Source organism: Chitinophaga caeni (assembly GCF_002557795.1).
Taxonomy (GTDB): Bacteria; Bacteroidota; Bacteroidia; order Chitinophagales; family Chitinophagaceae; genus Chitinophaga; species Chitinophaga caeni.
In genome coordinates this window covers 3,001,542-3,026,114 of record NZ_CP023777.1, presented here as the reverse complement: position 1 = coordinate 3,026,114, position 24,573 = coordinate 3,001,542, and the positions used below count along the sequence as shown (strand labels likewise).

The 24,573-nt window shown below is 43.6% G+C and carries 19 protein-coding genes; 7 read left to right on the top strand and 12 right to left on the bottom strand.

Annotated elements, in window-relative coordinates:
* Positions 1-34 precede the first annotated feature (34 nt).
* On the top strand, positions 35-505 hold the full coding sequence (locus tag COR50_RS12770) for a DoxX family protein (protein ID WP_098194346.1): 471 nt from the start codon (positions 35-37) through the stop codon (positions 503-505).
* Positions 506-533: 28 nt separating this feature from the next.
* On the opposite strand, the gene COR50_RS12765 is transcribed toward COR50_RS12770, so the two are convergent.
* From COR50_RS12765 to dnaK, 3 genes are all read right to left on the bottom strand, one after another.
* Entirely contained in the window at positions 534-1,550 is a 1,017-nt protein-coding gene (locus tag COR50_RS12765; protein WP_098194345.1) for a dipeptide epimerase, read from the bottom strand.
* A gap of 45 nt (positions 1,551-1,595) precedes the next feature.
* The gene (locus tag COR50_RS12760; protein ID WP_098194344.1) at positions 1,596-4,250 is read right to left on the bottom strand and encodes a 4-alpha-glucanotransferase; all 2,655 of its coding nucleotides are present in this window, start codon (positions 4,248-4,250) and stop codon (positions 1,596-1,598) included.
* Positions 4,251-4,370: 120 nt separating this feature from the next.
* Entirely contained in the window at positions 4,371-6,278 is a 1,908-nt protein-coding gene (gene dnaK, locus COR50_RS12755) for a molecular chaperone DnaK (protein ID WP_098194343.1), read from the bottom strand.
* Between the two features lie 431 nt (positions 6,279-6,709).
* On the opposite strand from dnaK, the gene COR50_RS12750 reads away from it, so the two are divergent.
* The 3 genes from COR50_RS12750 to argS all read left to right on the top strand — a co-directional run bounded on the left by COR50_RS12750 (position 6,710) and on the right by argS (position 10,977).
* Complete coding sequence (locus COR50_RS12750) at positions 6,710-8,068, top strand: OmpA family protein (protein WP_232516161.1); 1,359 nt, start codon at positions 6,710-6,712, stop codon at positions 8,066-8,068.
* Between the two features lie 136 nt (positions 8,069-8,204).
* Positions 8,205-8,789, top strand: coding sequence for a porin family protein (locus COR50_RS12745; protein WP_098194342.1), 585 nt, complete (start codon positions 8,205-8,207; stop codon positions 8,787-8,789).
* Positions 8,790-8,988: 199 nt separating this feature from the next.
* Positions 8,989-10,977 carry an arginine--tRNA ligase gene (gene argS / locus COR50_RS12740; protein ID WP_098194341.1) on the top strand — a complete coding sequence of 663 codons (1,989 nt, stop codon included), beginning with the start codon at positions 8,989-8,991 and terminating at the stop codon, positions 10,975-10,977.
* Positions 10,978-12,148: 1,171 nt separating this feature from the next.
* Here argS and COR50_RS12730 read toward each other — a convergent pair.
* The 4 genes from COR50_RS12730 to lepB all read right to left on the bottom strand — a co-directional run bounded on the left by COR50_RS12730 (position 12,149) and on the right by lepB (position 16,337).
* On the bottom strand, positions 12,149-13,018 hold the full coding sequence (locus COR50_RS12730; RefSeq protein WP_157760813.1) for a tetratricopeptide repeat protein: 870 nt from the start codon (positions 13,016-13,018) through the stop codon (positions 12,149-12,151).
* A gap of 117 nt (positions 13,019-13,135) precedes the next feature.
* The gene (locus tag COR50_RS12725; RefSeq protein ID WP_098196217.1) at positions 13,136-13,621 is read right to left on the bottom strand and encodes a cytidine deaminase; all 486 of its coding nucleotides are present in this window, start codon (positions 13,619-13,621) and stop codon (positions 13,136-13,138) included.
* Positions 13,622-13,688: 67 nt separating this feature from the next.
* Entirely contained in the window at positions 13,689-14,996 is a 1,308-nt protein-coding gene (locus tag COR50_RS12720) for a sulfatase-like hydrolase/transferase (protein ID WP_157760811.1), read from the bottom strand.
* Between the two features lie 117 nt (positions 14,997-15,113).
* On the bottom strand, positions 15,114-16,337 hold the full coding sequence (gene lepB, locus COR50_RS12715) for a signal peptidase I (protein ID WP_098194337.1): 1,224 nt from the start codon (positions 16,335-16,337) through the stop codon (positions 15,114-15,116).
* A gap of 119 nt (positions 16,338-16,456) precedes the next feature.
* Here lepB and COR50_RS12710 point away from each other — a divergent pair, with 119 nt between their 5' ends.
* On the top strand, positions 16,457-17,356 hold the full coding sequence (locus COR50_RS12710) for a MerR family transcriptional regulator (RefSeq protein ID WP_098194336.1): 900 nt from the start codon (positions 16,457-16,459) through the stop codon (positions 17,354-17,356).
* A 28-nt stretch (positions 17,357-17,384) separates the two neighbouring features.
* Here COR50_RS12710 and COR50_RS12705 read toward each other — a convergent pair whose 3' ends face one another.
* Positions 17,385-18,041: an alpha/beta fold hydrolase gene (locus COR50_RS12705; RefSeq protein ID WP_157760809.1), complete on the bottom strand. Its 657-nt coding sequence runs from the start codon at positions 18,039-18,041 to the stop codon at positions 17,385-17,387.
* A gap of 44 nt (positions 18,042-18,085) precedes the next feature.
* Positions 18,086-19,261, bottom strand: coding sequence for a sigma-54-dependent transcriptional regulator (locus COR50_RS12700; RefSeq protein ID WP_098194334.1), 1,176 nt, complete (start codon positions 19,259-19,261; stop codon positions 18,086-18,088).
* 345 nt (positions 19,262-19,606) lie between these two features.
* Here COR50_RS12700 and COR50_RS12695 point away from each other — a divergent pair, with 345 nt between their 5' ends.
* Positions 19,607-20,425 carry a serine O-acetyltransferase gene (locus COR50_RS12695; RefSeq protein WP_232516160.1) on the top strand — a complete coding sequence of 273 codons (819 nt, stop codon included), beginning with the start codon at positions 19,607-19,609 and terminating at the stop codon, positions 20,423-20,425.
* 10 nt (positions 20,426-20,435) lie between these two features.
* Positions 20,436-21,332 carry a cysteine synthase CysM gene (cysM, locus tag COR50_RS12690; protein WP_098194333.1) on the top strand — a complete coding sequence of 299 codons (897 nt, stop codon included), beginning with the start codon at positions 20,436-20,438 and terminating at the stop codon, positions 21,330-21,332.
* A gap of 98 nt (positions 21,333-21,430) precedes the next feature.
* On the opposite strand, the gene COR50_RS12685 is transcribed toward cysM, so the two are convergent.
* The 3 genes from COR50_RS12685 to COR50_RS12675 all read right to left on the bottom strand — a co-directional run bounded on the left by COR50_RS12685 (position 21,431) and on the right by COR50_RS12675 (position 24,429).
* A complete protein-coding gene (locus COR50_RS12685) occupies positions 21,431-21,991 on the bottom strand; it encodes a hypothetical protein (protein WP_098194332.1) in 561 nt (186 codons plus the stop codon).
* Between the two features lie 69 nt (positions 21,992-22,060).
* Positions 22,061-23,044: a pyruvate dehydrogenase complex E1 component subunit beta gene (locus COR50_RS12680; RefSeq protein WP_098194331.1), complete on the bottom strand. Its 984-nt coding sequence runs from the start codon at positions 23,042-23,044 to the stop codon at positions 22,061-22,063.
* Positions 23,045-23,256: 212 nt separating this feature from the next.
* Positions 23,257-24,429, bottom strand: coding sequence for an acetyl-CoA C-acyltransferase (locus COR50_RS12675; RefSeq protein ID WP_098194330.1), 1,173 nt, complete (start codon positions 24,427-24,429; stop codon positions 23,257-23,259).
* Positions 24,430-24,573: the final 144 nt, after the last annotated feature.

Below are 24,573 nucleotides of genomic sequence, written 5' to 3'. Positions count from 1 at the left end.
TGATGGATATTTGTTTTTATAAAAACAAATATCCATGGTATTTTTTATCGGTTTATTGGCTATCAGTTCATTTTCGTGGTTAATAGGGCTTACCGGTTCGATTCCCTATTTGAAAGCATTCCCTAACTGTATGAAAATAGCAGTTGCAATATTATTTGTCATCATCGGGTTTATGCACTTATTAAAGCCGGAAAAATTTCTTTACATGCTTACTTGGACAAAGTATGCTCCTGCTTGCGTATTGATTTCCGGCGTTTTGGAAATTCTATTCGGCCTCTCCCTTTTCGTGCCAAGCTTGCAGACTGTTGCTGCTTGGGGAATCATCATTTTGCTGGTATTGATGTTTCCGGCTAATATCTATGTTGCGATAAAACAATTACCTGCTCCCGGCGGCTTGCCTGCAAAGCCCTGGTATACTTGGAGCCGGTTACTATTTCAACCTATCTATATTTTATGGGTATATTATGCAGCTATCCTGCCATTAGCGCAATTCAAAGCAGGTTAATTTTACCGGGTTATAGATTGATTTCATATTATGAACGGAGCAATGTGGCGCCGGTTCCCGGTAAATCTGCATAAAAAATTTTTCCGTTTTCAATGCGAACGCCCGTAGCGGTATCTTCTGCAAGTAATAGCGGGCCATCCATATCAACATGGTCAAGGTAGGGTAATAAATGCGCTACAGCCGAGGTCCCCACGGTACTTTCGTTCATGCTCCCGGTCATTACTTGCATTCCCAATGATTTGGCTTCAAATATCATTCTCCGCGCAGGCGTGATGCCGCCACATTTAGTCAATTTAATATTGATACCGTGAAACAGCCCGAAACATTTGCGCACATCTTGCTCCACGATGCAGCTTTCATCTGCAAATAACGGCAGCGCAGATTCGCGGTAGACTTTTTTCATACCTTCCCAATCTTCTGCCGGCATTGGTTGTTCTATAAACTCTACCCCTAGCTCCTTGAGTGCAGCGGCATTACGCAAGGTTTCATCTACGCCCCAAGCGCAGTTTGCGTCTACCCTGAAAACAGAATCCGTATGTTTTCTCAGCTCCCGGATAATTTTTATATCGTCCTTCGTACCTAGCTTAACCTTATAAATCGGCCATGGAAATTCAACTAATTTCTTCACCATGTTTTCCACTGAATCAATACCGATGGTATAATCTGTCAGCGGGTTATTTGAGATATCGAGATTCCATACTTCGTATAATTTCTTCCCGAGTAACCTTGCATGCAGATCATGTGCGGCGATATCCAGGGCACAAAGCGCAAACATATTATCTTTAAACTTGGGGTATAATTCTTCCCAAAATACTTCGGGACTTCTTAATTTATAAGATTCTATAAAATCGCGATGTTGCTCGATGGCATTCATCAGTATGGGGACGGTCATGTTATAATAACTATTGTCTGCTGTCTCGCCTAGACCGGTTTGTCCATTTTCTGACAAAGCTACTACCAATAATGGTTGCACATCTTTTGATTTCCTCGAGATGGTAAAAGTGTGCCGAAATTTTAATTCGTATGGATATAGATTCAGTTCCATGATACTTTCAATCTTATAATACTAACTATAACGACTAAACGACAATTATAGCCTACCTACATTTTTCAGTTTAGCCTGCCAGGTAGCCTGAAAATCCTTATCGGCAATTAATGAATCCAAGTTTACATGAACCCTGTATTTCCAATAATGCTCCGCATTCGACGGGATATTAATCCGCTCTCCCGACGGATCCGGGAACTGCCATTTAGAAGAGATTGCCAGGATATCTTGTATAGGAAAGATACACCACATTGCCGGTGATTGCAAGTGCTGTTGCAAGATGGTATCCAGGTGATTGACTTCGAGCTCCGCGGGTACTTCTCCTGTTAACTTTAGGAAATCACGCGAATACCTCGCTCTTTCTGTTGGCGTCAATTCCTTCCACCAGGCCCGTAATACGCTTACATCGTGCGTACCCGGCGCTACTACGGCGAGATAATCACTTTCCGAGAGGTTGGCGAATACCTGCCCTTCATTTTTGGGCATCCGCTGGATGTCTAAGCGTAAAATTCCTAAGCTGTTCAATACGCCGGTTACAGATTTCGGTATCATACCCAGGTCCTCCGCGCACATTAGCATATCGGCGGCATGGTATAAAGCCGGTAGTTTTAATAATGCGGAACGTCTCCAAGTCGCATCCGAACGTTGATAGTAATAATCATCGTGCATCTGCTTTAGCTTGTACCGGGTCGGGATATCCAGTTCATCGAAACCCAATGTATCTTCCAATTGAAACCTAGGATGGTAACGAAAGCCATTTTCATCTACCGACTCAATGAATAATACATTAGACAACAGCTGTAATATTCCGCTCAATAAAGATCCGGGGATATTGCCTTCATCGAATTGATCCAATACGCTCCGCTGGTCACTTAAACCGGGTTTAAGCTGGAAGGTGCCATCATATTGCTCTATCAAATATGCTTTTTTCACCTGCCCGGCAGCATTTCCAAAGATGCCCGTTAATACTTTGCCATTGATATACGGCTCACAAAATCTTTTCCTATCGAAAATGATATTAGCAGCTTCGAAATCTTCGTATTTAAAAGCATCCGCGGGAGAGAAATAACCCAGTATACCTTCTACCTGCTTGGCAGGTATTTGCCAAATCCTAAAAAAGCCTAGGATATGATCTACACGGTAAGCATCGAAATAGCTTGACATAAGCTGTAACCTCCGCCTCCACCAATGGTATCCATCTTTAGCCATTTCATCCCAATTATAAGTGGGGAATCCCCAATTCTGCCCCTTTTCGGCAAATAAGTCCGGTGGCGCACCCGCTTGGAAGCCACGGTTAAATAACTCGGGATGCGTCCATACATCGGCGCTTTGCGGATGCACTCCTATCGCGATATCTCCTTTTAGGATGATCCCTTTTCCATGCAAATACTTCGTGGCCAGCTCCAGTTGTAAATGTAATTGGTACTGGATAAAGGCATAGAATAATTGCCCCGTTGTATAAGCTGTTCCATGATTGTCGATATATTCCCGGTAAGTTCTAAACTCCCATAGATCGAACTTCGTATCACCCACTTGGTCGCGTAACACGCAAAAAGCAGTATAAGCATGGAGCCAATCCTGTGCTTCCAACCACGTTAAAAAGGCAGGCTCTTTTACGATACTTGCCATGTTTATATCAAAATAAGCCCTTAAATATTGCATCTTGAAGGACATCACCGCCTCGTAATCCAAACTATCCATTTGATTCAGCCTATCCTTGGTAGCAGTATAATCCTTCTGAAGCGGATGATCTTCCGGTAATAAACCGACCGCATGTAAATCCAGGTAGATCGGGTGTAATGCAAACACGGAGATCGCGGCATAAGGATAGGAATCTTTCCAATTCAAATTAGCCCCGGTATCATTAACCGGTAAAACCTGGATCAATTTGAAGCCACATGCAGCCGCCCAATCACCCAGCGGAATTAAATCAAGGAACTCCCCGCAACCGGAAGCATTGCTAGTACGTAAACTGAATACCGGGACAACGATCCCCGCGCCTTTCCAGGGATATTGCGGCACACGTATAAACCCGTCATGCGCAGAAAGGCTCATTCCACCCGGCAACATCAAATCCAACTTACGGTTCTCCCCTTCTTCATACCGTAGCAATTTAGCTTCCTTGGTATCGAAGAGAGCGTATTTATATTGCATTCCAGGATGATACTTATCAATGTAAGCGCGGTATTTGCCATTGCCGGCATGTTGCATCATTAGGGGATGATTTACATCCCAAGGAATGGCATCTTGTAGTTCCCCTAGCACGCATACATTTATATGCGCAGGTAATAAAGGGGCGATGATTTCCAATGTAACTTTCGCAGGTTCCTGCTGTGAAAGCACTTCCCTGGGTTGCAAGATACCGGGAAACATTTTCTTCGTGAGCGTATTCCTAAAATCACGGGGAGCGATCCAAGTATCCAGCAATACCATTCCCTCTTTTTCATGCCCCGGCAACCGGCATGAGAACTGTTGGCCGGATGGTAAAATTTCGCCCTGCTCTAATAATGCAAATTGATATACCAATTCTTCCCCTGCAAGGGTCTCCACATTACATTCTATGTACCAGGTATTTTCATCAAGGTATTGCATCGTCTTGGCATAATGCCAATTCATATTCCCGAGCCCGGGATCGGAGCCGACGAGCAGCATTTGCTGTCCCCATTTGGAAGAAAACCGGAGGTAAAATTTTATCAACATGAAATAAAACGCAGATTCAATAAGTTTCAACGAATATACTTTTTTCCACGCTGAATAGGCTGCAAAAAAAAGAACCTTCCACTGGGGAAGGTTCCTGTATTATTAACGGTCAATACCGTATTATTTCACTTCTTCAAACTCAGCATCCGTTACACCGGGATCAGCGCCTTGCTGACCGCCGCCAGCATTTTGTTGAGCGCCGTCAGCACCAGGTTCAGCTTGACCTTGCGTAGCTTTGTACATTTCTTCGGAAGCAGCAGTCCAAGCAGCATTCAATTCAGCAGTTGCCGCATCGATTTCTGCGAAGTTTTGAGCTTTATGTGCTTCTTTCAATTTGTTAGCCGCAGTTTCGATTACCGTTTTCTTTTCAGCCGGGATTTTATCACCATATTCTTTCAACTGTTTTTCAGTTTGGAATACTAAGCCGTCGGCTTGGTTCAGCTTCTCAATTTGCTCGCGTTGTTCCTTATCGGCTGTTTCGTTTGCTTTAGCTTCTGCCTTCATTTTTTCCACTTCCTCTTTGCTCAAACCGCTACCTGCTTCGATGCGGATATTTTGAGATTTACCGGTGCCTTTATCTTTAGCGGTAACGTGCAAGATACCGTTGGCATCGATATCGAAGATCACTTCGATTTGAGGAACTCCACGTGGAGCAGGTGGAATATCATTCAAGATAAAGCGGCCCAAGGTACGGTTTTGATTCGCCATTGGCCTTTCACCTTGCAATACGTGAATTTCCACGCTAGGTTGATTATCCGCAGCAGTTGAGAATGATTCGGATTTCTTGGTAGGGATCGTAGTGTTGGACTCGATCAATTTAGTGAATACACCGCCCATGGTTTCGATACCGAGAGACAATGGAGTCACATCGAGCAACAATACATCTTTCACCTCACCTGTTAATACACCACCTTGGATGGCAGCGCCGATAGCAACTACCTCATCAGGATTCACACCTTTATTCGGTTTTTTGCCGAAGAATTTTTCAACTACTTCCTGGATCTTAGGAATACGTGTAGAACCACCTACCAAGATCACTTCGTCGATATCGGAAGTAGACATGCCGGCATCTTGTAAAGCTTTACGGCAAGGTTCCAATGTTCTTTCAACCAAGCTATCGCTTAATTGCTCGAACTTGGCACGGGTTAATTTCTTCACCAAGTGCTTCGGAACACCGTCTACAGCCGTGATGTAAGGCAAGTTAATTTCTGTTTCAGCAGAAGAAGACAACTCGATCTTAGCTTTTTCTGACGCTTCTTTCAAACGTTGCCAAGCCATCGGATCTTTATGCAGATCTACCGCTTCATCTTTCTTAAACTCTTCAGCCAACCAGTCCATGATCACTTTATCGAAGTCATCACCACCTAAGTGAGTATCACCATTGGTAGATTTTACTTCGAATACACCGTCACCTAATTCCAAGATGGAGATATCGAATGTACCACCACCGAGGTCAAATACGGCAATTTTGCTATCCTGGTGTTGCTTTTCCAAACCGTAAGCCAAGGCAGCAGCGGTAGGTTCGTTGATGATCCTGCGAACGGTAAGGCCAGCGATCTCACCGGCTTCCTTGGTAGCCTGGCGTTGCGCATCGTTAAAGTAAGCAGGCACGGTAATTACCGCTTCTGTTACTTCTTGACCTAAATAATCTTCCGCAGTTTTTTTCATTTTTTGAAGGATCATAGCCGAAATCTCTTGCGGCGTGTACAACCTTCCATCGATATCAATACGAGTTGTATTATTTTCACCTCTCGCCACTTTGTAACTCCAGTGGGGGATTTCATTTGATACTTCATCGAAATGACGGCCCATAAAGCGTTTTACTGACATTATGGTATTAATTGGGTTGGTAATAGCCTGGCGTTTTGCCGGATCACCCACCTTTCTTTCACCGTTTTTCAAGAAAGCCACAACCGAAGGCGTGGTTCTACGTCCTTCGTCGTTTGCAATTACTACCGGTTCGTTACCTTCCATTACGGCAACGCAAGAGTTGGTAGTACCTAAGTCAATGCCTATGATTTTTCCCATAATTATAAATATTCTCCTTGTGTATGTTGTAAGATTTACCCCGCTAAAGGGTATGTCACTCAATAGTCAATGATTATGCCAAGCGAACAAATGTGCAATTATGACAGTTTTCAATAAAAATTAAGTTCTTCGATCAACAATCTGTCTGTTTTCTCCATGCATAGCTGCCTAATTTTCAGCATTTTTTGTCGTTAATACCCCCAAACACCCCAATTTTCATATGAAATGCCTACAATTTCAACTATTATGAATAGCCTTCCCATTTATTCAAACAGCCTAAATTTTCAATTTGTTGCTTCCCTGCCAAGTATGCAGCAACCTGTCATTTTCTCAAATAAGGCTGTTAATTATATACCAGGGACCAAGCGAGATGAACATTTTCGACAGATGATTGTTGCTTGATTATAAATAATTAATTGAATATCACAACTATGATGAAACCTTTTTTAAAGAATTTAGCAATCATTGTTGGTTTGGCCCTTGCTCCAAGCATCCTCTTTGCCCAAAACATGAACAATGATAATGACAATGCCAATGGCGGTGTATTTAAAGGCACCAAGGATTTTAGGAAATGGTCTATCGGTGTAAATGCAGGGTTACTGGCCCCGGTAGCAGTTACCGGTGGCAGTAATGATTTCACCAAGTGGAAGGTTTCCTATGGTTACGGCGCTTACGTGAAGTACCAAGTAATTCATTCATTTGGTTTGAGAGCCAATTTTACCGCCGGCGAATTGCAGGGAAATAATGATAACAAACTGGGTAATGGCCAAGCTCCCAATAGCCCTTACCAATCGTTTACAACCAAGCTCAACTGGTCCGGAAGCTTGAATGCCGTCGTGAACGTGTTTACCCTGAATTGGTTGCAACGCAGGAGCTACGTGCAACTTTATGCTTCCGTTGGGGGCGGACTGGCCGGTTATAAACCCAAAATAACCGACAACATGAATAACGAGATGGACTACAATGCGAACGGTGACGGCATCACGGAATTTTTCATCCCGGTAGGCGCAGGCCTAAAATTTAAATTGAACGATTTCATGAACCTCGACCTGGGCTATACCATGCACTACGTGGATGGTGATAACCTCGATGGTTACGTTAAAGGCCCCGATAAGGATAAATTCTCATACGGGTATGCCGGGCTAGAATTTAGCCTGGGAAAGAAAAACAAGCCGCAACTCGCTTGGACAAACTCCGCTGCCGTAGCATACGATGAATTGAAAGCTGAAAGGGACAACGTAATGCGGGAGCTGGATAACGTGAAGAAGGAAAATGCTCACCTTAGTAGCCAAATTGATAAGTTAAGCCAGGATAGCGATAATGATGGTGTCAGTGATATGTTTGATAAATGTCCCGATACGCCGCCAAATACCAAGGTTGATGGCTCCGGCTGCGAACTGCCCAAGCCGCCGCCTGAAAAAGTGGAAGTACGCGTTACGGAAGAAGATAACCGTATTGTAAGGGATGCCATCCATAACTTGGAATTCGAAGTTGGTAAAGCCGCGATTCATCCCTCGTCCTACCCAACGCTTAACAAGGTAGCTGAATTATTAAAAACTAAAGGTTTGAGTTTACGCCTGAGCGGACATACGGATAACACGGGTAATGCCCAGAAAAACATGATCCTGTCAAGGCAACGTGCCGAGGCCGTGAAGAGTTACCTGGTATCGCAAGGGGCTAACCCGAGCCGCATTGAGGCGATCGGTTTCGGGGAAACACAACCGATTGCTACAAATAAAACAGCGGCGGGCAGACAACAAAACCGCCGTGTTGAATTTACCTTGTATTAACTTAACATGTTGTTTTAGAAATTAAGATAAAATTAGATCAATTAAATTAAGTTGTTGTGGCGCCGCCTAGATTTTGGGCGGCGCTTTTTTATAGGCATATTTTTTGCCTTGAAGCGGTCATTAACCTAAACTTAATATGAAAAAACTGGGATTTTTATTTTTATCTATTTGTTTTGCTGGCCTTTCCGTTGCTGCACAAGAAATGCATTTCGGGCTGAAAGCGGGTCTTAATATCGCCAATATTACCAATACATCCAGCGACGGCAGCCGCGCTGCATTCCATATCGGTGCTTTCGCGAGGACTTACCTGGATGAAAAATGGGCGTTCCAGCCTGAAATCTTGTATTCCGGTCAAGGAAATAAATACGAGGTACTGGATGAAAAATTTAAAACGGCCTTGGGTTATCTTAATGTGCCCTTGATAGTGCAATACTATATTGTTCCTGCCTTTAACTTGGAAATAGGCCCCCAAGTGGGTTTTAAATTGGGCGCCAAAATTAAACATGAAGGAGATAGCGAGGATGTGGGCGAACAGTTCAAGACCGCTGATTTAGGCTTGGGATTGGGTTGCGGGTACGAAATATCCAGGGGATTAGGAGTTTCCTTCAGGTATGTATTCGGGCTGACCGATATTGCGGAGGCTTCATTTTTCGGCTTGGTAAACGATGGCTGCCAAAGTAACTCCTTGGCTCAATTCAGCCTATTTTATAGATTTAAATAATCGCTACATATTTATCACAACTAAAGAAACGCATCTCGGAACCTAGCTCCGGATGCGTTTCATCTTTCGGGCGATAGAAACTTTGAGCGGAAAATTATCCCCAGAACTACATTGTAGCCTCCCCTCCAGAGATAATGCTGCTTAAATTAGAATTTCGAATTACCTTTGCAATCCGCATTTAATGGATTAAATTCAATACATGAGTATAGTTACAGCTATAAGAAAAGCTGCCGTTGAGGCAGTACAATCGCTTTATCAACAAGCAGTTGGTGAACAGGACATCGCCGTAAATATTACTAAACCGGAATTTGAAGGGGAATATACCATCGTGGTGTTCCCATTCACAAAAATGAGCCGCCAAAAGCCGGAAGAAACGGGCCAGGCCATTGGCGAAACGCTGCTGCGCATTGCCCCCGGGCTGTTTAGCGGATTCAACGTGGTAAAAGGATTTTTAAACCTAAATATAGCCCATCAATTTTGGGCAACATTCTCCCAAAAGGCGCATTCAATTGAGCAATTAGGTCAAAAACCTGCTAACGGGAAGAAAATCATGGTCGAGTATTCATCGCCCAATACCAATAAACCGCTTCACCTCGGCCACTTGAGGAATAACTTCCTGGGCTACAGCGTAGCTGAAATCTTGAAAGCGAACGGTTACGAGGTGATTAAAGCGAACCTGGTAAATGACAGGGGCATACATATTTGTAAGTCAATGCTGGCTTGGCAATTATATGCCCACGGAGATACCCCGGCATCTACCGGTATCAAGGGAGATCACCTCGTAGGTGATTATTACGTGAAGTTTGAATCTGTATTGAGAGACCAGGCAGAAGGATTAAAAATCCGCGTGTTCGATGGTGATTTCAAGGATTTTGATGGGGACGACCGGGAGAAGATTGAAAAGTTGACCGCCGCTTTCCAAAAACTGGAAACAGAAAAAAGCAAGCTCGAAAAAGCCGGCAATGCCGATGATTCCAAAAACCCGGAGATCAACAAGCTGAAGGAAAAACTATCAAAGCTAAAAGACGAGATCAACGAGATGTGCCGCAACCGCACCGAAATTATGCAACAAGCCAAAATCATGTTGCAACAGTGGGAAGCCGGTAATCCAGAAGTTCGTTCTTTATGGGCAATGATGAACCAGTGGGTTTATGATGGTTTCGAAGAAACCTATACCCGCATGGGCGTAGATTTCGATAAATATTACTTTGAAAGCGATACTTACTTGCTGGGTAAAGACCTGGTTGAAGAAGGGTTGCGTAAAGGGGTGCTCTTTAAAAAAGAAGATAACTCTGTTTGGATCGACCTTACCGCCGATGGCCTGGATGAAAAATTACTTCTCCGCGGTGACGGCACATCCGTCTATATGACGCAAGACCTTGGTACAGCGCGGTTAAAATACAATGACTACCATATGGATCAAAGTATTTACGTGGTAGCCGACGAACAGAATTATCATTTCAAAGTCTTAAAATTAATCCTTGAAAAGTTAGGAGAACCCTGTGCCGCCGGTATTTACCACCTCTCTTACGGAATGGTAGAACTGCCTTTCGGGAAGATGAAAAGCCGTGAAGGCACCGTTGTGGATGCTGATGACTTGGTTGAAGAGATGATTGCAACAGCTGCACAACAAACTCAAGAACTTGGAAAAGTAAAGGATTTCAATAAAGACGAGCTGGATCAACTTTATTATACGATCGGGGTTGGCGCGATGAAATTCTTCTTGTTAAAAGTAGATCCTAAAAAGCGTATCGTATTTGACCCGAAAGACTCCATCGACTTACACGGATTTACGGCTCCATTTATACAATATTCTTACGCGAGGATTAAATCTATATTGCGAGATATCCCATCAGCAGAAATTGAGAAAGCGAATAGCTTCGTATTCGAAGGTAATTTATTACCGATGGAAAAGGAACTCATAATGATGTGCGAACAATTTGAAAGCATCATAGAAGATGCAGCCAAAGAAATGAGTCCATCTGTAATCGCAAATTATACATTTAACTTAGCGCAAAGCTTTAACTCCTTCTATGCAAAAAAGGAGCAAGGTAAATATGTTTATTCAATTGTTGATGCTGAAAATGAAGCAGCCAAATTACTAAGGATCCAGATAGCTATTTTAACCGCAAAAACGATCCAAAGAGCATTACAACTAATGGGCATCCTTGTTCCGGAAAGAATGTAATTTACTCTAGACATTAAAAAAAGCACATACCAATTGATAAACAAAAAATATAGAAAAACATTATTGTCCGACTAAATTTTAACCGGGGAGAACTTTTGATCCCTCAATAGTTCGATTCAATGTTCATCTGCTCGTTTCTTGTACTTTTTTGCTTGCCCAAAAAAGGTACCAAAAAAGGGCACAAATTGGCCATTACGGCCGCCAATTTGATTGCTCGATCCAGCTTTTGTACTACTGTATAGCCAAGCTGTGGTTCGCTATCAACAGTGCGAAGCTCCAGGGTTATTTTTGCAGGAGCCAGATTTTGAATTTATCATCCTTCGCTTATGTCCTTGACCAGGTAAGGAATCCAAGTTAATTTAATGCAATTTTAGTCGGAGAAAAATTATAGAATAGACGATAAAAAAGGGAAGGAAGAAATAGAAGATAGAAAAACATTATTGTCCGACTAAATTTTAGCCGGGGAGAACTTTTGATCCCTCAATAGTTCGATTCAATGTTCATTTGCTCGTTTCTTGTACTTTTTTGCTTGCCCAAAAAAGGTACCAAAAAAGGGCACAAATTGGCCATTACGGCCGCCAATTTGATCGCTCGATCCAGCTTTTGTACTACTGTATAGCCAAGCTGTGGTTCGCTATCAAGGGTGCGAAGTTCCAGGGTTCTCTTTGCAGGGGCCATATTTTGAATTTATCATCCTTCGCCTATATCCTTGACCAGGTAAGGAATCCAAGTATTTTAGCCGGACAACAAGGATAGAAAAATTATAGAATAGAAGATAAAAAAGGTAAGGAAGATTTAGAAGATATAGAATATAGAAAAGATAAAAAACCTTTGAGATCATTAAAAAAGTTCACAATCGCTTACATCACCGTGAAATCTGTAAATCCGATAAATCCGTGAACAAAGAACCAGGTGTTAGTGGAAGAAAGAAGTTGCTGGAACATTTCTCGAAATGTTGTTCTGCGCATGCTTCCCGGTTATAAGCAATATTAATTAATGATTGCAAAAATCGAAATGGCGTTTCAAGCCACTGCTAACACCTGGCAACAAATACCACAGCCAACACAAAGCAGTTTTCAAGTAAAAATGCTTGCCTTATTCCTACTCCACCTTGTGTTAAACAACTGCGGCGATATCATTTAAAGATCTTTATCAATATTTAACCTATCAACTACCTTGCATCTCCCAAATTCAGGGCTTGATCACAAATCAGTTGACCTTTTTCCACTTCGCCGTTTCCCATTAAAGATTTGCCAAGCATAAACATGGCAAAAGCATTCTGGGGTTGCAAAATTAAGATATTCTTCCATAGATGCACAGCCTTGGAAAACATTCCTTGCTTGAAATAAGCATCCGCCAAAACCTGCATTACCCGGATATCGTTTGTACGCAAAACTTGTGCCGATTCTAAGTTGGCAATACCTTCTTTGAAATTATTTTGATTAATTTGAGTTAGTCCCAGGTGGTAGAAATAATCGGCATCTTTCATCCTCCCCCAATTGGCGGCTTGTATAAAAGCCGGGGCTGCACCTTGATAGTTTGACATAAGAAAATACATCTTTGCCAACTGGTAACAAGCTTCTGCACGTAAGCTACTGTCTGCCAGGGCGGTTAAATAATAGGGTATGCTAAAAGCAAATTCTTGTTGCTTTGCATAAAGTGAAGCGAGGCGAAAAGCGATATGCGCATCTGATGGTTCTCTTTGTAAAGCTAGGGTATATTGCTGCAAGGCTAATTCAGCCTGTTGCATTGCCTCGTAACAATTCCCGAGAAAAGCTGTAGCAGGTTTACAATTCATCCTACCGGCCACTTTCCCGTAAGCCAAGGCCATGTCAAACTGTTCCCGTTCAAAATACAATTGCGCCAACTCGAAATAAGCGGCTGCAAATTGATTATCTTCATGAATGGCCGCTTCAAACTTGGCAATCGCCGCCCCTAACTTGCCTTCTTTATGCAAGAGCTGTCCTTCCTCGAAATATTCTCGTGCTTTATCTTCCCGCGGTATAGCGTGGAGTGATTGCCATTGACTGAACAATAGCATAATGCATAGGATATAGGTATTTCTCATGTAAGGATAAGGGGAAACCTCTTGGGGTTTCAATATCAAATATAATAAAATTTTAATTTAAAATCCGCGGGAGGGTAAATTTTCCAGGTATTATTTCATATCTGTAACCGAGAAAGTTAAGGGCAATAAATCTTCGGCATCATCTATTACGTACACTTCACCGCTTAAGCCTGCCAGTATTAAACGGATGGGATGGCCAAATCTCAACTGGTATTCCGTCAACGTTTGCCGGCAAATGCCGCAGGGTGAAATCGGGTGGGTACTTTGCCCGTCTAGGTTGCGGTAGCTGATGGCAATCGTCAGAATTGGAATACCGGGGTACAAAGATGCGGCTGCGGATAATGCTACGCGCTCGGCGCAAATTCCCACCGGAAAGGAAGCGTTCTCCTGGTTGGTACCTGCTACTATTTCCCCGTTAACCAACTTGATCACGGCCCCAACCTGGAAATGCGAATATGGAGCATATGCATGTTCTGTCACTTCCCTAGCTTCATTCAACAACCATGCATCATCCGGATCCAATTCGCTGCTATCCGGGTATTTTGTATAACTAAACGATTGCAGTACTTTTTCCATATGCACTCCGTATTTATCCTTGAATATAAGCATATTCCATGATAAATACGGGGCGCTAATAGAACAATTAATAACCGGTTTCTTCCTGGTGTTTCAATAATGCCGTAAGCTCTTCAACTTTTCCAGGATAACGGTTAGCGACGTTATGCCTTTCAGAAATATCGGATTTAAGATTAAACAATTGCACTTCGGCATCTTTAACTTTTGCAATTCTCAGTTTCCAGTCGCCCTTGCGTACGGCTTCATATTTTCCGCCGGCATTCAGGTAATAAATCGTGCGATCGCCACCTTTACTTTTTCCTGAAATTACAGGCCAATTGTTTACACCATCCAAGTCTCGGGGCAACTGGTTTCCGGGGAAACCGATCACATCTGCCAAAGTTGGCATCATATCAAACATCACCAATGATTGTAATGAATATTGCGCGGCAGGGATATGCCCAGGCCACCTGGCGATAAAAGGTACCCGGTGCCCACCTTCGTAGGTATTGGCCTTACCGCCGCGTAAAGGTCCCACGGAACCGTGATCCCAAGGTTGCACGATATTTTCCCCGAACATACGTTCCGGCATTTCGTTCCAGGGGCCGTTATCACTAGAAAACATGACCAATGTATTTTCATCGATATCCAATTGGCGCAGCAGGGTTAATATTTGTCCTACGCATCCGTCAATATGTTCGATCACGTCACCGTACTTCCCGGCGTCCGATTTACCGTTCCACTGGTCGGTGGTCCCAACGGGTGCATGCGGCATCGGGTAAGGTAAGTATAAAAAGAACGGTTGATCTTTTTTCGATGCTTCACTGATAAATTCTTTCGCTTTATCCGTATAATGATCCATTAACTTCGTAAAGTCGGGTTTCTCTATTACCCTTTTATTATCTTCAAAGATGGCGAGCGTTGTATCGGTCTTAACGAACGGATATTTATAATCGTGCGAGTACATCATCCCGTAATAATGATCGAAGCCATGGCCTGTTGGTTTGGTATCTGAACGATCTCCAAGATGCCATTTCCCGATCATCATGGTTTGATAGTTTTCCCTTTTAAACATCTTGGCAATGCTGAAATAGGTATCGTTTAAGCCGTGTTTATTCCCTGGACCCAAGGCATAAGGTATCCCGACACGGATCGGGTATTTACCGGTTAAAAAAGATGCCCTGGCAGGGGAACAAGTCGGCGCCGGCACCACGAAACTACCAGCTTTAAAGCCTTCTGCTGCCATCTGGTCTAAATGGGGAGTACGTATTTGCATATTTCCATAACAGGATAGGTCGGCAAAACCCATATCATCTGCCAAGATGAAGATTACGTTTGGCTTTTTAGATTTCTTTTGGGCAGGGAGCAATGTACTCCAGGCGGTCAAACTTATCAAGACTAAACATTTGAATACGTTCCGGGTAGATAACATTTGGCAATTGAAATTTAATAGTCAATAAAAAACGGTACAAGTTAATAACTCGTACCGTTTAATTTTTATCTAATAATAGTATTATTTTATAGCCTTAAAGAGCCTGCTCCAACGGATGCCGTTATCGCCGTAGCTCATCCAGATCAACCAGGCTTTACCTACGACATGATCTTCGGGCACAAAGCCCCAGAAACGGGAATCCAGTGAATCATTCCGGTTATCCCCCATCATGAAATAATAATTCATTTTAAAAGTATATTGGTTGGTAGCTTGACCGTTGATATATATTTGCCCGTCCTTGATTTGGAGGTCATTATCCTCGTATACATCGATAATCCTGCGGTACAAGGAAATATTTTGGAGGGTCAAAGTAATGGTGGCGCCTTTCTTCGGAATGTACAGGGGTCCAAAATTATCAAGGTTCCATTTATAATTAGCCGTGTCAGAAGGAAATACGCTCGGATCCACCCTTTTTTCAACCAGGGAATCAACCGACATCACATTGGGCGCCCAGGACCTCACCGTTTCTGCCATGCTTTTTGTCAGGTTATAAGTATAAAAGTTGCCGGGTTCTTGCTTGCCAGATGAATCATACTTTGCGAACATGGCCCTATTGGGATATCCTTCGCTCTTGGCATCGACATCCATCTCGTCTAACCGGGAGTTACTCAATTCCCCTTCAGCGGTTTGCACCACGTATACGCGCTCGCTACCTTCCGGTACCGGGGCCGCTTTCCCGTTGATATGTACTTGACCGCCAATTATTTGTAGCGTATCGCCGGCAATACCCATACAGCGTTTAATGTAGTTTTCCCTTTTATCAACCGGTCGCGCTATGATATGATACTGGTTCCAAACGGCTTCCCTGCCATATCGTCTCACCAGGTCGTAATAACTAACATCCTGCTGCTCCAAGGCTACGGTATCGCCCTCTGGGAAGTTAAATACGACAACATCATTATTTTTAATATCCTTAAAACCGGGAATACGCCTGTATTTCCAGTGAATGGCATCAGAGTAAGCCTTGGTATATTTGGTAAAAGGCAATGTATGATGTGTAAATGGTACCGCGAGGGGTGTCATGGGGATTCTCGGCCCGTAAGCGATCTTACTAACGAATAAGAAATCGTTTACGAGTAACGATTTTTCCATGGAGGGAGTCGGGATGGTGTATGCTTCAAAAATGAAGGTACGGATGAGGGTAGCCGCTATGATAGCGAATATCGCTGCATCTAACCATTCTCTAACGGCCGATTTTTTCTTCTTCGGCTTATCCTCTTTTTTCTTCCAAAATGCCCAATTCATTAATGTACGTTTAGAGTTTTAACAACAAATATAATATTCTGTAAATTGATAGCTAATTTTCTTCCGCAAAAGTTTTCTTAAAATGCTAAGGTCTAACGCTAGTTTATTTCTATTTTTGTTTGACCTATATCAAAACATTGAACAGTTTTACCATAAAAGACGTCGAAAAGCTAACGGGTATAAAGGCGCATACGATCCGGATTTGGGAGCAACGATACCAGATACTGCGGCCCAAACGCAAGGATACGAATCATAGGGTGTACGATAACGATGATCTGAAGCATATAATGAGAATAGCCTATTTGTACCATAACGGGTACAAAATCTCAAAATTAGCCCAGATGAGTGATGAGGAGATCATACGTTTATCACTTGAACAGCCAACGAGTAACAATTATTACCAATTGCAAGTCAACCAATTGGTGGAAGCGATGATTGATTTTGATCAAGCCAAGTTCGAGAAGATCTTCCATACCGTAATTTTACGCATCGGCTTCGAGCAATGCATCTTGCAAGTCATTTACCCCTATCTTGAGAAAGTGGGCCTACTTTGGCTCACCGGGAGCGTTGTGCCCGCACAGGAACACTTTGCCAGCATGATTATCAGGAAGAAAATGCTGGTAGCTATCGATGGGCTGGAATTGCCTACTAACGGCAATTACCATTTCCTGCTGTTCTTACCTGAAGGCGAACACCACGAGATACCTGTATTATTCGTTCAATATTTACTGAAGAAAACCGGGTTCCCCGTAATCAATTTCGGGCCGAACGTTCCGTTAGAAGACCTCAAATTTTACACGATGCATAAGCCGGTGAGCCATCTTTATGCACATATCGTTACCCATTATATGAAAAAAGAAATGGATCACTTCGTCCAGAATCTAAGTAGCCTCTTCCCGGGAACGACGGTCATCGTATCGGGTGCTTCCGTAGAAAATGTCAGCCAACCGGCGCCAGCCAATGTAATATTACTGAAATCTGTACACGAGGTAATGCAATATATTTACGCCTTGGCATAAATAAGAGCAACAAGAACGGTTAACCTACTTAGCTAAATAAGAATTTGGAAATCAATTCGCTGATCTCTTTAGCACGGTTTAATACCATGAAATGGCCGCCCCCTTCAATAATGTGGGTGGGATTGGAGCTCCGTACCGGGAAAGGTCGGTCTTTAGAGCCATGGATATGAATCATCGGCGCAGCCGGTATCCAGGTATTATCCCAATCCAATACGGCACCAACTGCCCAACGTAGGTAGCTGTAATCTTTCTTATTTAAATAATCCCTTACGAGGGCTTTTTCTTCAGCAGAATGTGATTGTAAGAATAACCTGACAAAGAAAGCACGGTTTTTAAAAACGAAGTTATCGGAAAAGTGATTGAAGAGGTACTGGGTAAACTTATTATAGAAATAAGGCTTTTCATCTTTATTCTTGATCGAAGAAATCAAGATAATTTTCTCGACGCGGATCAACTTGGCAATCTCGATACACATCATGCCCCCGAAAGAAACCCCGACGAGATATACTTCTCCTGGAGTATCAATTTTTTCAATCATCCTGGCAGCATAAGAAGCGATCGGTTCAAACGGGCCAAGAGGTTGAATCCACGGCAGGTAATGTACCTTGTAACCTGCCGGGAAAACCAGGTTATGAAATATCCTCTCATCCGCACCTAAACCACTGATCAAGTATATATTTTTCAACTCCATCAGGATTAAAATGATGAAATAACAAGAGCGATGCGATTTTAAACATTGCTCTTATTAGCAGGAAGGACGTAATTTTCTACATCATCTGCATTAATAGTTTTACCGGACAAGATCACCAGGCGTTCTACCACGTTCCTGAGTTCCCGGATGTTTCCCGACCAACGATGTTCCTGCAAAGCTTTCACCGCTTGTTTATCGATGCCTTTCTTCGCGATGCCGTATTCCGCGCAAACACTTTCGAGGAAATGATCTACAAGTAAAGGAATATCATCGGAACGTTCGTTCAATGCTGGGACGTGTATCAGGATAACGCTGAGGCGGTGATATAGATCCAGACGGAAGTTTTTCTCTTCCACTTCTTTTAACAAATCTTTATTGGTAGCGGCAATTACACGCACATCCACGCTAATTTCCTTATCGCCGCCTACGCGTGTAATTTTTCCTTCTTGCAAGGCGCGTAATACCTTGGCTTGTGCACTCAAGCTCATGTCCCCGATTTCGTCTAGGAACAGGGTACCGCCACTTGCTTGTTCAAATTTCCCTATCCGCTGCTTGATAGCGGAAGTAAAGGAACCTTTTTCGTGGCCAAACAATTCGCTTTCGATCAACTCGCTCGGGATGGCCGCGCAGTTAACTTCTATCATCGGGCCTTTCGAACGGTTGCTATACTCGTGTATCCATCTTGCTACCAACTCCTTACCTACCCCGTTCTCACCTGTAACTAATACGCGGGCATCCGTTGGGGCGACTTTTTCAATCGTGTCCTTGATCTTGGTAATGGGTACAGAATCCCCTATCATTTGCGGGGTTTTGTTCACCTTTTTCCTCAATACTTTCGTTTCTGCAACGAGCGAAGTTTTATCGAGTGCATTCCTCAACGTGATAAGCAGTCGATTCAAATCTGGCGGTTTCGAAATATAATCATAAGCGCCCTTTTTCACCGCATCTACGGCTGTATCGATATTACCGTGACCGCTCACCATAACGATGGGAACATCCGGGTTCGCTTCCTTTGCTTTTTCCAAGAACTCAAGGCCATCCATCTTTGGCATCTTGATATCACATAATACTGCGTCGTAGCTTTTCTCTTTAAACATTTTAAAGCCTTCAGCACCATCCGCCGCTTCATCTATTTTGTAACCTTCATAACTTAAAATTTCGGTTAAGGTCTTACGGATACTTTTTTCATCATCAATGATTAAGATATTAGCCATATAGTATTTTTAATTAAACAGTGCCAAAATTAGGGAAATGTTTACTGTATTAATAGTTTTATTCAAATTTTGCTGCCCCGTTAACAGATTGTTAAAAGTTTCTCCCCCTGCTTTCCCTGCCGAACATTCAATTCATAACGTGAAAGTGCATACGAAAAATTTATGGCAGCTTTGCTGTACCTTTAAATGGAAAATAATACATTTTTTTGATTAAAAGTATTTTACACTGCGGTCATTTGTACGCGAATAGTCGTTATTTCACTTTTATTTCAATAATAATAGTAGTCTACTATATTTACAGGGTAAATATGTAATTTTAATCCGCCATAGGTAACTATACATTTTATGATGGACAATTTTTTGCACTCGCTCCAAGAACGTCATGCGGCTGCCGCGGCGGCGGCGTATCCTTGTACCGAAATAGTGCATAGCTTCTGTAACCGCTTGATCAACTGGATGTTCCCCGAACATACCGGCAGGGTATTGCCCAAGGACGAGATTATTGCATATATGCAGCAATTGCAAACTGACTTGACCCATTTATTGGAGCCGATCGCCCAACAATTGCTTCAAAGTCCCGGCGTAACCGCCGCGGAATTCATGGAAATGGTACCCGGGATTTATGATGACTTAACAAAAGATGCCGAAGCTATTCTTGCAGGGGATCCGGCTGCAACTTGCCAATACGAGATCATCCGCACTTACCCCGGTTTTTACGCGGTTGCTTCCTACCGTATCGCCCATGCCTTGCATTTGTTGAGAATTCCCCTGATGCCGCGGATCATCACGGAAATAGCGCATACGCGCACCGGTGTTGATATTCACCCAGCAGCTACGATCGCCCCGTATTTCTGCATCGACCATGGAACAGGCATCGTAATCGGTGAAACAACAATTATCGGCATGCATGTAAAACTATACCAGGGTGTGACTCTCGGCGCCCTAAGCGTTGACAAGTCCATGGCTCAAAGCAAAAGGCACCCAACGATAGAGGATCATGTCGTGATTTACTCCGGGGCTACTATTCTTGGAGGAGATACGGTTATTGGTCACCATAGTATCATAGGTGGGAATGTATGGATGATTAAATCCGTTCCCCCCTATTCTAGGATTTACTACAGGCCGGATGGCAGTATGAATATTATAGAGAACAGGAATATTTAATTAATTAACAATGAACAACCTTCCCAAAACATCCGTGTTAGACCTCGTGGGTAATACTCCCATGGTTGCACTGAAGCATTTAAATACTAAGCCGGGTGTTACGATATATGCCAAATTAGAAGGCACCAACCCAGGCGGTAGCGTGAAAGACAGGGCTGCCTACGGCATGATCAAAGGAGCTTTGGACAGGGGCGAATTAAAACCCGGCATGAAGCTCATCGAAGCGACTAGTGGTAATACGGGCATCGCCTTGGCCATGATTGCCAACCTCTTCGGCGTGGAGATAGAAATCGTGATGCCGGAAGATGCTACCCGGGAACGCGTACTGACCATGCAAGCATTCGGCGCCAAAGTAATACTTACACCGAAAGAACAATCCATGGAAGGCGCCATTGATTACACGAACGCCCAAGTTGCCAAGGGGGGATATTTTAACCTTAACCAATTCGGCAACCCGGATAATTATATGATGCATTACCGGACTACCGGTCCTGAAATTTGGAAAGATACTTTGCAACAGGTTACGCATTTCGTCTCTGCCATGGGAACTACCGGCACAATTATGGGTGTTTCCAAGTTTTTGAAGGAACAAAACCCGGCCATACAAATCGTGGGCTGCCAACCTACGGAGGGCTCAAAGATTCCGGGCATCCGCAAATGGCCGGAAGCGTATCTGCCCAAAATATTTGACAGGAGCCGTATAGATCGCATCATGGACATCGATGAGAAAGATGCCCGTACCATGACCAAAAGGTTGGCTAAAGAGGAGGCTATTTTTTGTGGAATGAGCAGCGGCGGCGCTATTTCTGCGGCTACCAGGTTAGCAGCAGAACTGGAAAAAGGCGTAATTGTCGCGATTATTTGTGACCGCGGCGACCGTTATCTTTCCTCGGATTTATTTGATTGACATGATCCGGCTTCGCGGGTCAACCCCGGAGTCCCCATAAAATATATTACCCATTGCAGGTCTTGCCTTTCCAGGCAGCCCCGGCAATGGGTATATTTTTAGATTACAGGTTCATAATAAATGATCCCGAGGCGTTCGAAATGGGCAAGGTTGCCCTGGTGGTTAAACTCGCGCGTCTCCACGGTATTCCCATCCGCGATGGCGGTTGATAGGATAAAATCATTATCGAAAGAAATCTTCACCCCGAAAGGTTCCCTCCCCTTTAATTTTACATATTCAACCTTTTTAATTGTTTGCCCGCTAATATTAGCAAACAGCGGATCACTTGTTATCTCGAAATATTCGAAGCCGAACTGGTCTTGCATTTTGGATTCCATCCATGAGAGCATTCTCGGTTTGTATTCATTCCAATCGAATATTTTTCCCGGCAATGGCTCTGGGAAGATACAGGGCGACCAGTGGTCCCTTTCATCCGTGGCAATTACAATGAGCCGTTCGGGGTTGATCCGGAAAACGAATCCGAAAGAAATATCCAGTTGTGCCCAATCCGGTTCCCCGAAAGGTGGGTAAACGACGAGGAAAAGCCTGGCTATTTCCAACCCCATGATCCCTTCGAACCGGGTATCATATTCTGGTAAACCGTGTAGATGTTGATGCATGTTAACCAAATAAAAACGTCCCGCCTTTTTAAAGGTACGGGACGTTTGATATGATAAATTTACAGGAAATTACTTTTTCATGTACATCACTTCCTTCACCAATTTCACGGTACGCTCAACATCGGGAAGATATAACTTCACCAGGTTCGGCGCATAGTGCATCGGTGCGTCAGCAGCGGTGATACGGCGGATCGGGGCATCGAGGTAATCGAAACCTTCTTTCTGGATACGGTAAGAGATCTCGGAAGAAATGCTCGCGAACGGCCATTGTTCTTCGACGATCACCAAGCGGTTTGTTTTCTTTACAGATTCCAGGATGGTAAACCAATCCAACGGGCGGATGGTGCGTAAATCGATCACTTCTGCTTCGATACCTTCCTTGGCTAATTCTTCAGCTGCATCCAAGGCAACTTTCATCATTTTATTGAAGGAAACGATCGTTACATCTTTACCTGCACGTTTGATATCTGCTTTACCGATCGGAATAATGTACTCTTCTTCCGGCACTTCGCCCATTTCACCGTACATCACTTCACTTTCCATAAAAATTACCGGGTCATCATCCCTGATAGCGGATTTCAATAAACCCTTGGCATCGTAAGGGTTAGAAACAGAAATCACCTTGATACCGGGAATATTTGCATAATAACTTTCGAATGCAGTAGAGTGTTGAGCGCCCAATTGACCTGCGGAGCCGTTAGGCCCGCGGAAAACTATCGGGCAACCAACCTGGCCGCCGCTCATTGCCAGCATTTTAGAAGCGGTATTTAATATTTGGTCGAGTGCTAAAACAGCAAAGTTCCAAGTCATAAATTCTACTACCGGGCGTAACCCGTTTTGAGCAGCACCTACACCGATAGCAGCGAAACCGAGTTCCGCGATCGGGGTATCAATAACCCTACGTTCCCCGAATTCTTCCAGCATTCCCTGGCTTACTTTATAGGCTCCGTTGTATTCTGCCACTTCTTCTCCCATCAGGAATACGTTTTCATCGCGACGCATTTCCTCTTGCAGGGCTTCTCTTAAGGCTTGTCTAAAAGCTATTTGACGCATTTTACTCTAAATAAAGTTTGAACGTTAATCACCTTTCCTTCAAAAGGCTTGGCAAAAATATCGTTTGTTCGCGAAAATCCAAAGGAAAAAGGAGAAAGCAAGGGGATTGTTTGCCTGGAAACTATCATAAAATGAAAGCACGGATGCTTCCCTTACTCCTGGTAAAGACTTTCAGCATCCGTGCCTAAAATATTTTAATTTTTTGAATGAATTTATACCCGCTCGATGATCATCGCGCTAGCGCCGCCGCCGCCGTTGCAAATCCCGGCAACGCCATACTTGGCATTATTGGCATGCAGGATAGAATTCAACGTGATTAAAATCCTGGCGCCGCTACAGCCGATCGGGTGGCCGATAGCTACTGCCCCACCCCAAACGTTCACTTTAGCAGGATCCATGCCTAAGTCCCGTTCATTCGCAATAGGAACGCAGGAGAATGCTTCGTTGATCTCGGCAAAATCCATATCGGAAACTTCGAGTTTGGCTTTCTTCAAGGCATTGTTAACCGCTTTCACTGGGCTGGTAGTAAACCATTCCGGATCCTGGGATGCATCGGCAAAGCTGATGATCTTTGCCAATGGTTTTACGCCTAGTTCCTTTACCTTTTCCCCGCTCATAAGCACTACAGCCGCCGCTCCATCGTTAATATTGGAAGCGTTGGCAGCCGTAATTGTACCATCTTTCTGAAAACTAGGCTTCAAACTTGGTATCTTTTCAAATTTCACTTTCTTGAAATCTTCATCTTCAGCTACGGTAACGGGCGCTTTTCCCGGCACTTCTACTGGAATCACCTCGTTGTTAAACCAGCCTTTTTCCCAGGCTTGCGCTGCACGTTTGTAGCTTTCGATAGCGTAATTATCCTGGTCTTCGCGGGAAATTTTATACTCTTTCGCGCAAACTTCCGCGGCATTTCCCATATGGTAATCTTTATACGGATCCCACAATCCATCGCGGATAATACCATCGATTACGGTACCATGGCCGAGGCGGTAACCATTCCTAGCTTTATCCAGGTAATAAGGCGTGTTACTCATACTTTCCATACCCCCCGCGACGACGATATCGTTATCCCCTAACATGATACTTTGTGCACCCAGCATTATCGCTTTCATGCCGGAGGCGCATACTTTATTAACAGTAGTACAGGGTACATTCGTAGGGATCCCTGCATATATGCTGGCTTGATTAGCCGGGGCTTGCCCCAGGTTAGCGCTTAACACGTTTCCCATATACACTTCCTGCACCGATGCAGGATCTAGTTTGGCTCTTTCCAAGGCGGCTTTCATTACCAATGCGCCCAATTGCGTTGCTTGCAGCGGTGCTAAGCCCCCATTTAAACTCCCGATGGGGGTACGGGCTGTCGATACGATATAAACCTCTTTCATTTCTTTTAATTTTGAAGCAACCAAATTTAGGGAAAATGTAGCCCCAAAGAGCGTTTCTACCGGGAAATAGCCGATACTTATAAATATGCTTGGAATGGTAAATTTTATTCAATGTTTTGTAACAATCATTTGAGATGATCGAAT

Excerpts from the sequence above, each read along its gene's own strand:
- COR50_RS12770 (WP_098194346.1), top strand. The coding sequence starts at position 35 with ATGGTATTTTTTATCGGTTTATTGGCTATCAGTTCATTTTCGTGGTTA.
- COR50_RS12765 (WP_098194345.1), bottom strand. The coding sequence starts at position 1,550 with ATGGAACTGAATCTATATCCATACGAATTAAAATTTCGGCACACTTTT.
- COR50_RS12760 (WP_098194344.1), bottom strand. The coding sequence starts at position 4,250 with ATGTTGATAAAATTTTACCTCCGGTTTTCTTCCAAATGGGGACAGCAA.
- dnaK (WP_098194343.1), bottom strand. The coding sequence starts at position 6,278 with ATGGGAAAAATCATAGGCATTGACTTAGGTACTACCAACTCTTGCGTT.
- COR50_RS12750 (WP_232516161.1), top strand. The coding sequence starts at position 6,710 with ATGATGAAACCTTTTTTAAAGAATTTAGCAATCATTGTTGGTTTGGCC.
- COR50_RS12745 (WP_098194342.1), top strand. The coding sequence starts at position 8,205 with ATGAAAAAACTGGGATTTTTATTTTTATCTATTTGTTTTGCTGGCCTT.
- argS (WP_098194341.1), top strand. The coding sequence starts at position 8,989 with ATGAGTATAGTTACAGCTATAAGAAAAGCTGCCGTTGAGGCAGTACAA.
- COR50_RS12730 (WP_157760813.1), bottom strand. The coding sequence starts at position 13,018 with ATGCTATTGTTCAGTCAATGGCAATCACTCCACGCTATACCGCGGGAA.
- COR50_RS12725 (WP_098196217.1), bottom strand. The coding sequence starts at position 13,621 with ATGGAAAAAGTACTGCAATCGTTTAGTTATACAAAATACCCGGATAGC.
- lepB (WP_098194337.1), bottom strand. The coding sequence starts at position 16,337 with ATGAATTGGGCATTTTGGAAGAAAAAAGAGGATAAGCCGAAGAAGAAA.
- COR50_RS12700 (WP_098194334.1), bottom strand. The coding sequence starts at position 19,261 with ATGGCTAATATCTTAATCATTGATGATGAAAAAAGTATCCGTAAGACC.
- COR50_RS12695 (WP_232516160.1), top strand. The coding sequence starts at position 19,607 with ATGATGGACAATTTTTTGCACTCGCTCCAAGAACGTCATGCGGCTGCC.
- cysM (WP_098194333.1), top strand. The coding sequence starts at position 20,436 with ATGAACAACCTTCCCAAAACATCCGTGTTAGACCTCGTGGGTAATACT.
- COR50_RS12685 (WP_098194332.1), bottom strand. The coding sequence starts at position 21,991 with ATGCATCAACATCTACACGGTTTACCAGAATATGATACCCGGTTCGAA.
- COR50_RS12680 (WP_098194331.1), bottom strand. The coding sequence starts at position 23,044 with ATGCGTCAAATAGCTTTTAGACAAGCCTTAAGAGAAGCCCTGCAAGAG.
- COR50_RS12675 (WP_098194330.1), bottom strand. The coding sequence starts at position 24,429 with ATGAAAGAGGTTTATATCGTATCGACAGCCCGTACCCCCATCGGGAGT.